The organism is Streptomyces sp. NPDC004561 (genome assembly GCF_053602155.1).
Genome location: NZ_JBSGDB010000394.1, coordinates 1 through 8294, shown reverse-complemented (window position 1 = coordinate 8294; position 8294 = coordinate 1). Strand labels below are relative to the sequence as shown.

10 protein-coding genes and 1 pseudogene are annotated in these 8294 nt (G+C 73.4%); 6 read left to right on the top strand and 5 right to left on the bottom strand.

The genetic code is table 11. The features are described 5' to 3' along the window. A pseudogene (locus ACWEN3_RS35370) lies at positions 1 to 422 on the top strand (hypothetical protein); the annotation flags it as partial. Next, positions 415 to 1059, top strand: a complete 645-nt coding sequence (locus ACWEN3_RS35365) for a PhzF family phenazine biosynthesis protein (protein WP_452979471.1) — start codon at positions 415 to 417, stop codon at positions 1057 to 1059. The pseudogene ACWEN3_RS35370 and the gene ACWEN3_RS35365, both read left to right, overlap by 8 nt. Before the next feature lie 46 nt (positions 1060 to 1105). Here ACWEN3_RS35365 and ACWEN3_RS35360 read toward each other — a convergent pair whose 3' ends face one another. Further along, on the bottom strand, positions 1106 to 1753 hold the full coding sequence (locus ACWEN3_RS35360) for a biliverdin-producing heme oxygenase (RefSeq protein ID WP_452979468.1): 648 nt from the start codon (positions 1751 to 1753) through the stop codon (positions 1106 to 1108). A 112-nt stretch (positions 1754 to 1865) separates the two neighbouring features. Continuing rightward, positions 1866 to 2723: a type I methionyl aminopeptidase gene (map, locus tag ACWEN3_RS35355; RefSeq protein ID WP_452979465.1), complete on the bottom strand. Its 858-nt coding sequence runs from the start codon at positions 2721 to 2723 to the stop codon at positions 1866 to 1868. 60 nt (positions 2724 to 2783) lie between these two features. Here map and ACWEN3_RS35350 point away from each other — a divergent pair, with 60 nt between their 5' ends. Continuing rightward, positions 2784 to 3017 (top strand): hypothetical protein, encoded by a 234-nt coding sequence (locus ACWEN3_RS35350; protein ID WP_452979462.1) that lies wholly within the window; start codon positions 2784 to 2786, stop codon positions 3015 to 3017. Here ACWEN3_RS35350 and ACWEN3_RS35345 read toward each other — a convergent pair whose 3' ends face one another. Together ACWEN3_RS35345 and ACWEN3_RS35340 are read right to left on the bottom strand one after the other, a co-directional pair. Continuing rightward, complete coding sequence (locus ACWEN3_RS35345; protein ID WP_452979460.1) at positions 3018 to 4295, bottom strand: MFS transporter; 1278 nt, start codon at positions 4293 to 4295, stop codon at positions 3018 to 3020. Between the two features lie 65 nt (positions 4296 to 4360). Then, on the bottom strand, positions 4361 to 4963 hold the full coding sequence (locus ACWEN3_RS35340) for a hypothetical protein (protein ID WP_452979457.1): 603 nt from the start codon (positions 4961 to 4963) through the stop codon (positions 4361 to 4363). A 125-nt stretch (positions 4964 to 5088) separates the two neighbouring features. Between ACWEN3_RS35340 and ACWEN3_RS35335 the strand changes: the two genes are divergently transcribed. The 3 genes from ACWEN3_RS35335 to ACWEN3_RS35325 are packed head-to-tail and all read left to right on the top strand — an operon-like array spanning position 5089 to position 7160. Beyond that, positions 5089 to 6162: a sialidase family protein gene (locus ACWEN3_RS35335; protein ID WP_452979454.1), complete on the top strand. Its 1074-nt coding sequence runs from the start codon at positions 5089 to 5091 to the stop codon at positions 6160 to 6162. Between the two features lie 37 nt (positions 6163 to 6199). Beyond that, positions 6200 to 6904 carry an NADPH-dependent F420 reductase gene (gene npdG, locus ACWEN3_RS35330; RefSeq protein WP_452979451.1) on the top strand — a complete coding sequence of 235 codons (705 nt, stop codon included), beginning with the start codon at positions 6200 to 6202 and terminating at the stop codon, positions 6902 to 6904. A 13-nt stretch (positions 6905 to 6917) separates the two neighbouring features. Next, complete coding sequence (locus ACWEN3_RS35325; protein WP_452979449.1) at positions 6918 to 7160, top strand: hypothetical protein; 243 nt, start codon at positions 6918 to 6920, stop codon at positions 7158 to 7160. Here ACWEN3_RS35325 and ACWEN3_RS35320 read toward each other — a convergent pair. Further along, on the bottom strand, positions 7150 to 7950 hold the full coding sequence (locus ACWEN3_RS35320; protein ID WP_452979446.1) for a site-2 protease family protein: 801 nt from the start codon (positions 7948 to 7950) through the stop codon (positions 7150 to 7152). The two genes, ACWEN3_RS35325 and ACWEN3_RS35320, sit on opposite strands and share 11 nt — an antisense overlap. Between the last annotated feature and the right edge of the window lie 344 nt (positions 7951 to 8294).

The following is an 8294-nucleotide window of genomic DNA, read 5'->3' as shown; positions in this document are numbered from 1 at the left end:
GCCGGGTGATGGCGTACCGCAAGCACGTCCGCGAGGGCACGGCCGCACCGGTGCTGCTGTGGTGGGTGACCTTCCTCGACGGCTGGCTCCTGCTCGACGGCCACGACCGGGCGGTGGCCGCGCTGGCGGAGGGGCGCACGCCCGAGGCCGTGGTGCTGACCCGGCTGCCGGACGCCGACCGGCGGTGGCAGGGCGCCGCACAGATCACCGAGGCGCACGAGCACCACATGGAGCGGCTCGCCGCCCGTCCGCCGGGACCCGGCGTCGAGCGCCGACGGGCCGCCCTGGAACGGGCCTACGGCGACACCCTCGCCGAACTGCCGTACGCAGTGGTGCCCACCGGGACCTCGCCCCTCCCAGGCGGGGCCCCCGCCTGGGACGCGCTCGCCCGGGCCGCGATGTTTCAATTCCCAGGTGACTGACTACGACGTACTCCGCGTCTTCTGCGGACCCCACGGCGGCTACGGCAACGAACTCGGTGTCGTCCGCGACGGCTCGGTCATGCCCGAGCGGAGCGACCGGCAGGAACTGGCCGCGAAACTCGGCTTCAGCGAGACCGTGTTCGTGGACGACCCCGAGCGCGGGGTGATCGACATCTACACCCCCACCCTGCGCCTGCCCTTCGCCGGCCACCCCTGCGTCGGCACCGCCTGGCTGCTGGACGTGCCCGAACTGGTCACCCCCGCCGGTGTCGTCGGGACCCGCCTGGACGGCGAGTTCAGCTGGATCGAGGCCCGCGCGGAGTGGGCCCCGCCGCGCACCCTGCGCCAGTACGCCACCGCCGCCGAGGTGGACGCGCTCGACGTGCCGCCCAAGGGGGAGTGGATCTACGCCTGGGCCTGGGAGGACGAGGCGGCGGGCCGGGTCCGCGCCCGCGCGTTCCCCGGCCGCGACGACGGCATCGAGGAGGACGAGGCGACCGGCGCCGCCGCGCTGCTCCTGACCGAACGGCTGGGCCGCGCGCTCAACATCGCCCAGGGCAGGGGCTCCCAGATCCTCACCGCACCGCAGCCGCACGGCTGGGTGGAGGTGGGGGGCCGGGTGCTCCTCGAACGCTAGTGCAGTGCCGGACGCCGCGAGCCGGTGAGCCTTTCCGGCCGCAGCACTAGGCGCTCAGCGGGAACTCCTCGCCCAGGGCGCCGAACACCGCCGTGTTGTGGGCGAACGCCCGCCCGCACTCGGCCACCACCCGCTGCCGCTCCAGGTCGTCCGCGCGGATCCCGTCCAGCAGTTCCCGGTAACCCCGCTTGAACGCGGCCGGGTTGGGGATGTCCTCGAAGACGTAGAAGCGGACCCCGTCGCCCTTCCGCGGGAAGCCCCAGGTCCGCTCCGCCCGGTCGCGGATGATCTGGCCGCCGGAGAGATCGCCCAGATACCGGGTGTAGTGGTGGGCGACATAGCCGCCCGGCCAGCGCTCGGCGCACTCGCGCACCCGGTCCGCGTACGCCCGGGTCGCGGGCAGCGCGCTCAGGCCCGCCCGCCACCCCGGTCCCCGCAGATGCGCCAGGTCCCGCTCCAGCGCGGGCAGCCGCAGCAGCTCCGGCCGGACGAACGGCCCGGCCACCGGATCCGCCGCCAGCCGCCCGGCCGCGCTCTCCAGCGCCTCGTAGACGAACCACAGCTGCTCGGTGTAGCGCGCGTACGCGGCCACGCCGAGCCGGCCGCCGAGCAGATCGCTCATGAAGGTCGAGGTCTCCGCCGCCACGTGCTGCTCGTGGGAGGCGGTGCGGATGAGGGTCGAGAAGGAGTCCATGGGCCCGTCCCCGAACTTTTGCCGACAGGTTGTCGGTAAAAGTCTACAAGAGAGAGCCCGCCCTCCGCGAAGGGCGGGCGTGCGATCGCGCCCGGGCCGGTGCGGTCCGGCGCTACGGCAGGGTCAGGATGTCCGCTCCGTCGTCCGTGACCACCAGCGTGTGCTCGAACTGCGCGGTCCGCCTGCGGTCCTTCGTCACCACCGTCCAGCCGTCCTCCCACATGTCGTACTCGTGGGTGCCGAGCGTCAGCATCGGCTCGATCGTGAAGGTCATGCCGGGCCGCATGACGGTCGTCGCGTGCGGGCTGTCGTAGTGCGGGATGATCAGCCCGGAGTGGAAGGACGAGCTGATGCCGTGACCGGTGAAGTCCCGGACGACGCCGTAGCCGAAGCGCTTGGCGTACGACTCGATGACCCGGCCGATGACGTTGATCTGCCGGCCGGGCCGGACGGCCCTGATCGCCCTCTCCAGGGCCTCGCGGGTCCGTTCCACCAGGAGCCGCGACTCCTCGTCCACCTCCCCGACCAGGTACGTGGCGTTGTTGTCGCCGTGCACCCCGCCGATGTACGCGGTCACGTCAAGGTTGACGATGTCGCCGTCCCTGAGGACCGTCGAGTCGGGGATGCCGTGGCAGATGACCTCGTTGACCGAGGTGCACAGGGACTTCGGGAAGCCGCGGTAGCCGAGCGTGGACGGGTAGGCGCCGTGGTCGCACATGTACGCGTGGGCGACCTTGTCCAGCTGGTCCGTGGTGACGCCGGGCGCGATGATCCTCGCGGCCTCCTCCATCGCCTGCGCGGCGATACGGCCGGCGATCCTCATCGCCTCGATGGTCTCCGGGGTCTGCACCTCCGGACCGGTGTACGGCGTCGGCGCGGGCTTGCCGACGTACTCGGGACGGCGGATGTTTCCGGGGACCGAACGGGTGGGAGACAGCTCCCCTGGTACGAGCAGCGACTGGCCAGACATGCCAGCGAGTCTATCCAGCGGACATGGGGGAACATGTCGTTGGCGAGAGGAGCTGTTTCGATGCCCCTGTTCAAGAAGCGCACCGTCGGCAAGCCGGGCGAGTGGTACTACTGCCTGGAGCACAAGAAGGTCGAGGAGGGCCCGGACTGCCCGGGCAAGGACCGCTTCGGGCCGTACGCCTCGCCGCAGGAGGCCCAGCGCGCGATGGAGACCGCCGCCGAGCGCAACCTCCAGTGGGAGAACGACCCGCGCTGGCACGACACCGCCGCCGGCGGGAGCGGCGACGAGGAGTGATCACACCCGCGCGGTGACGGCGGCGGCGCGCCACTCGCGCATCCGCACCGCGTGCTCGTTGGTCCGGGCGTCGTACGCCATGAGCCCCGGCAGGCACAGCGCGAGCAGGGCCATCGCGCCCGCGCAGGCCAGTCCGCCGGACCAGACCGAGGCCCGGACCCCGGCCCAGGCGGCGACACCGCCCGCGCGGACCTGGCCCAGCTGGGGACCCACCGAGTAGGACAGCAACTCGATCCCGGCGAGCCGGCCGCGCAGCTCGTCCGGGATCGTCTGGTTCCACATGGCGGCCCGGAAGATGCCGCTGACCATGTCGAAGCCGCCGCCGAGCGTCAGCAGGAGCAGGACCAGCCAGACGTTCCCGCAGACGCCGGCCGCCGCCACCGCCAGGCCCCACCCGGCCGCCGACAGCACCACCATCAGGCCGTGCCGGTGGACGCGCGAGGCCCAGCCGCCGGTCAGGCCCACCAGCAGGGCCCCGGCCGGGAGACTCGCGTACATCAGCCCGAGCGCCCAGTCGGCGTGCAGGTCGTCGGCGAGGAACGGCAGCACCGCCAGCGGCATGGCCAGGAACATCGCCGCGAGGTCCACCCCGTAGGTGCCGAGCAGTTCCTTGCGGCTCCAGGCGTAGCGGGCGCCCTCCGCGACGGCCCGCAGCGACGGCCTCGCGGCCTCGTGGGAGGCGGGGGAGGGGGCGATCCGGGCGATGTAGGCCAGCGAGACGGCGAAGGTCAGCAGGTCGGCGGCATACGCCCAGCCGAGGCCCGCACAGGCCACGACCACGCCGGCGACCGCCGGGCCCGCCACGCCGCCGACGGTCCAACGCAGCGAGTTGAGCGAGGCCGCGGCCGGCATGTCGTCATGGGCGACGATCCGGGGCCACAGCGAGTCCAGGGCGGGGCGCTGGACCGAGCCCAGGGCGGAGGAGAGGGCGGCGACGGCGTACAGCGGCCACATCGCGGGGTGCGGGAGCAGGGCGTCGAGCAGCAGCGCGGCGCTGAGCAGGCCCTGGCCGGCCTCCGTCCACACGATCAGCCTCCGCTTGTCCAGGGCGTCGGCGAGAGCGCCGCCGTACAGCCCGCACACGATCAGCGGCAGCAGTTCCACGGCGCCGACCGCGCCGACGGCCGCGGCGGACCCCGTCAGCTCCTTCAGCTGGACGGGGAGCGCCACGAAGGTCAGGAAGCTGCCGAAGTTGCTGATCAGACCGGACTTCCAGAGCCGGCGGAAGTCGGCGGAGGCCTTCCAGGGGGACAGGTCGGGAAGGAGGGCTCGGGTCACCGGGGCATGCTCGGCCGACCGCGGTCCCCGGGCAACTGCTTTTCCGGGTGAAGGGGGTGGGGAGGTCACCAGGGCGCGGGCGGTGGCGCCGTCAGGATCTCCGCCAGGCGGGACAGGCGGTCGCGGAAGCTCCGCCGGGCCCTCGGAGAGACCCCGCCCCCGTTCTCCCCGGCCGCCGCGCTGACCAGGTGCTGCACGCTGTCCAGGTCCAGCTCCGCCCCCTCGGGCACGGCCAGCGTGTCGTGCGCCATGGCGGCCAGCTCGCCCCCGCCGGCCCCCAGCGCCAGCACCGTCACCCCGGCCCGCCGGGCCGCGTGCACATGCTCCAGCAGCGGCGCGGGCTCCTCGGGAGCCACGACCAGCAGGGTCTCCCCGCGCCGCGCCGCCGCGATCCGGCCGGGCCCGACGGCCAGGTGCGGGGGGTCGGAGGGCCGCGCGTGATGCCGTACCAGCGTCGGCGCCAGCTCCGGCGTGCCCGACCACGCGGCCTCGTCCACCAGGTGCGCGGCCAGATGCCACGGCTCGTACGCGGGCGTGCCCGCCAGCAGCAGCCCGCCCCCGTGCGCCACCACCGATCCGCGCAGCACCCCCGCGAACCGCCGGGTGGCCCCCAGCCACTCCGTCCCGGCGAGCACTTCCCGCAGCAACGCGACCCGTACGGCGTCCATGGGCCCGCATCCTGCCGCAACCGGCCACTTGTGACGCGCAGTTCACCCCGAATTCGCCCGACCCGGGGAGGGAGAGGGGCTCATCCCCGCACCGGCGGGGCCCCGTACGTGTGAGGAGCCGCCCCATGACCGACGTGACCGTCCCCTTCCGCGCCGGCCGCGAGGGATACGCCAGTTTCCGGATCCCGGCCGTCGTCGCCACCGGCTCCGGTGCCCTTCTCGCCTTCTGCGAGGGCCGGGCCGGCTCCGCCGCCGACCACGGCCACATCGACATCGTGCTGAAGCGGTCCACGGACGGCGGCCGCACCTGGGGGCCGCTCGAGGTCGCCGCGCGCAACGGGACCGGCCTCGCCGGCAACCCCGCCCCCGTCGTCCTCGACACCGGCCGGATCCTGCTGGTGCACATCCGGGCCGCCGCCTCCGCCACCGAGGCCGCCATCCTGCGCGGGCGGGTCGCGGAGGCCGACGGCCGCCGGGTGTGGGTGCAGCACAGCGACGACGAGGGCGCGACCTGGTCCCCACCCCGGGAGATCACCGCGCAGGTGAGGAAGCCCGGCTGGCGCTGGTACGCCACCACCCCCGGGCACGCCCTGCAACTGAGCGGCGGACGGGTCCTCGTCCCGGCCAACCACACCCTGCCGCCCACCGGCGGCGACACCGGCGCCGAGGCGAAGTACAACAGCGGCCACTGCCTGCTCAGCGACGACCGCGGCGCGAGCTGGTACCTCGGCTACCTGGACGAGAACACCGACGGGCACGTCAACGTCAACGAGACCACCGCCGCCGAACTCCCCGACGGGCGCGTCTACTTCAACACCCGCAACGACTCCCCCTCGCCCGGGAACCGGGCCGACGCCCACTCCGCGGACGGCGGGCGGACCCTGGTCGAACCCTTCCGGCCGCAGGCCGGGTTGACCGCGCCGGTCTGCCAGGCCGCCGTCCTCCAGGTGCGCGGCCCCGATCTGCTGCTGTTCTCCGCCCCGGCCGACCCCGCCGCCCGCGCCCTGATGACGATCCGCGCCTCCGGCGACGGCGGCACCACCTGGCGGGACGCGTTCGCCGTCGACGGGCTGCCCGCCGCCTACTCCGACCTGGTCCGCGCCGACCGCGACACGGTCGGACTCCTGTACGAGACCGGTGACTTCGGCGCCTACGAGACGATCACCTTCCGCCGGGTGCCGGTGCGGTGTCTCACCTGAGCCCGTGCCGCTCCCGGCACGGACGTAGAGTCGCACCATGACCTCTACCGACAGCGCACAGAAGGCCCCCGCCAAGGACCCCTGGGACCTGCCCGACGTCTCCGGACTCGTCGTCGGCGTGCTCGGCGGCACCGGACCGCAGGGCAAGGGCCTCGCCTACCGGCTCGCCCGGGCCGGCCAGAAGGTGATCATCGGCTCCCGGGCCGCCGAGCGCGCCCAGGCCGCCGCCGCGGAACTCGGCCACGGAGTCGAGGGCGCCGACAACGCGGAGACCGCGCGCCGCAGCGACATCGTGATCGTCGCCGTACCGTGGGAGGGCCACGGCGACACGCTGAAGTCGCTGAGCACGGAGCTGGCCGGCAAGCTCGTCGTGGACTGCGTCAACCCGCTCGGCTTCGACAAGAAGGGCGCCTTCGCACTCAAGCCGGAGGAGGGCAGCGCCGCCGAGCAGGCCGCCGCGCTGCTGCCGGACTCCCGGGTCACCGCCGCCTTCCACCATCTGTCGGCCGTGCTGCTGCAGGACCCGGAGATCGACGAGATCGACACCGACGTGATGGTCCTCGGCGAGGAGCGCGCCGACGTGGAGGCCGTCCAGGCGCTGGCCGGGCGCATCCCCGGGATGCGCGGTGTCTTCGCGGGCCGGCTGCGCAACGCCCACCAGGTCGAGTCGCTGGTCGCGAACCTGATCTCGGTCAACCGCCGGTACAGGGCGCACGCCGGGCTCCGCGTCACCGACGTGTGAGCCGTCCGGGGCGATGGGGGACACTGGTCGTCGTAGCAGTGTCCCCCGACAGGAGCCACCCGTCATGCCCCGCATCGCCCTCTACACCCTCGCCGTCTGCGTGCTCTCCCTCGCCGCGGCCGTCGTCTCCTTCGTCCAGGGCAGCTGGCTGGGGATCGTCTGGGTGCTGCTGGCGGGCCTGTCGTCCAACATGACCTGGTACTACGTGAAGCGCGCCCGCGCCGCCGCCGCGCAGGGCAAGTCCGTCACGGGCTGAGGGTGCAGCCCTCCGGGGTCCCCTGCCAGAAGCGGTACAGGGCCTCGCCGCAGGCGCGCTGGTCGAAGGTGATGCCCAGGCCGTCGAGAATGCCGTCGATCATGTGGAAGAACGCCTGGTTGACGGACGGCAGCCACAGCAGCGCGAACACGAACAGCAGGCCGAACGGCGCGAACGGCTCCACCTGGCGCTTCACCCGGTACGACAGCCAGGGCTCGACCACGCCGTAGCCGTCCAGGCCCGGCACCGGCAGGAAGTTCAGGATCGCCGCCGTCACCTGGAGCAGCGCCAGGAACGCCAGAGCGTACTGGAAGCCGGCGGGCACGCCGTCCAGCGCGTGCAGCCAGAACGGTGCCGTGCACACCGCCGCGAACACCGCGTTCGTCAGCGGGCCCGCCGCCGAGATCAGGCTGTGCCGCCAGCGGCCCCGGATCCGGTTGCGCTCGATGAACACCGCGCCGCCCGGCAGGCCGATCCCGCCCATGATCACGAACAGCACCGGGAGCACGATGCTCAGCAGCGCGTGCGTGTACTTCAGGGGGTTCAGGGTGAGGTAGCCCTTCGCGCCGACCGTGATGTCCCCGCTGTGCAGGGCCGTGCGCGCGTGCGCGTACTCGTGCAGGCACAGGGAGACGATCCAGGCCGTGGTCACGAACAGGAACACCGCGACGCCCGGCCGCGCCGCGTATCCCGTCCAGGTGGCCCAGCCCGTCACCGCCGTCACGGCGAGGATCCCGAGGAACACGGGACTGATCCGCCGGTCGCTGTGGCGGGTGGTGGCGGTGCTCATCGGCAGGCTCCTGTGGCTGCGGGGGACGCGAGAGGATCCGCGAGGACCCGAGACGATACGGGGAAAACGTCTCGCGGTCGCCCCCGGGTTCCGCGAGGGTGGGGGAATGACACGGATGAGGGTGTTCCAGGATGGATCGCGGAGGTGGACCGCGGCACGGTGGACGGCCCGCGGCGGATCCGCGGCCCCTCGGCGCCCTCGTCATCCCGGACGTTCCGGACGGCACGCCGCCGCAACCCGGTGACCTCCCCTTGGCGAGCACCAGCGCGGCCACGGGCAGCAGCAGGGCGCCGACGAGCATCAGTGTGAACGAGGCGCCGCCGTGCGCGAACACGAACCTGCCG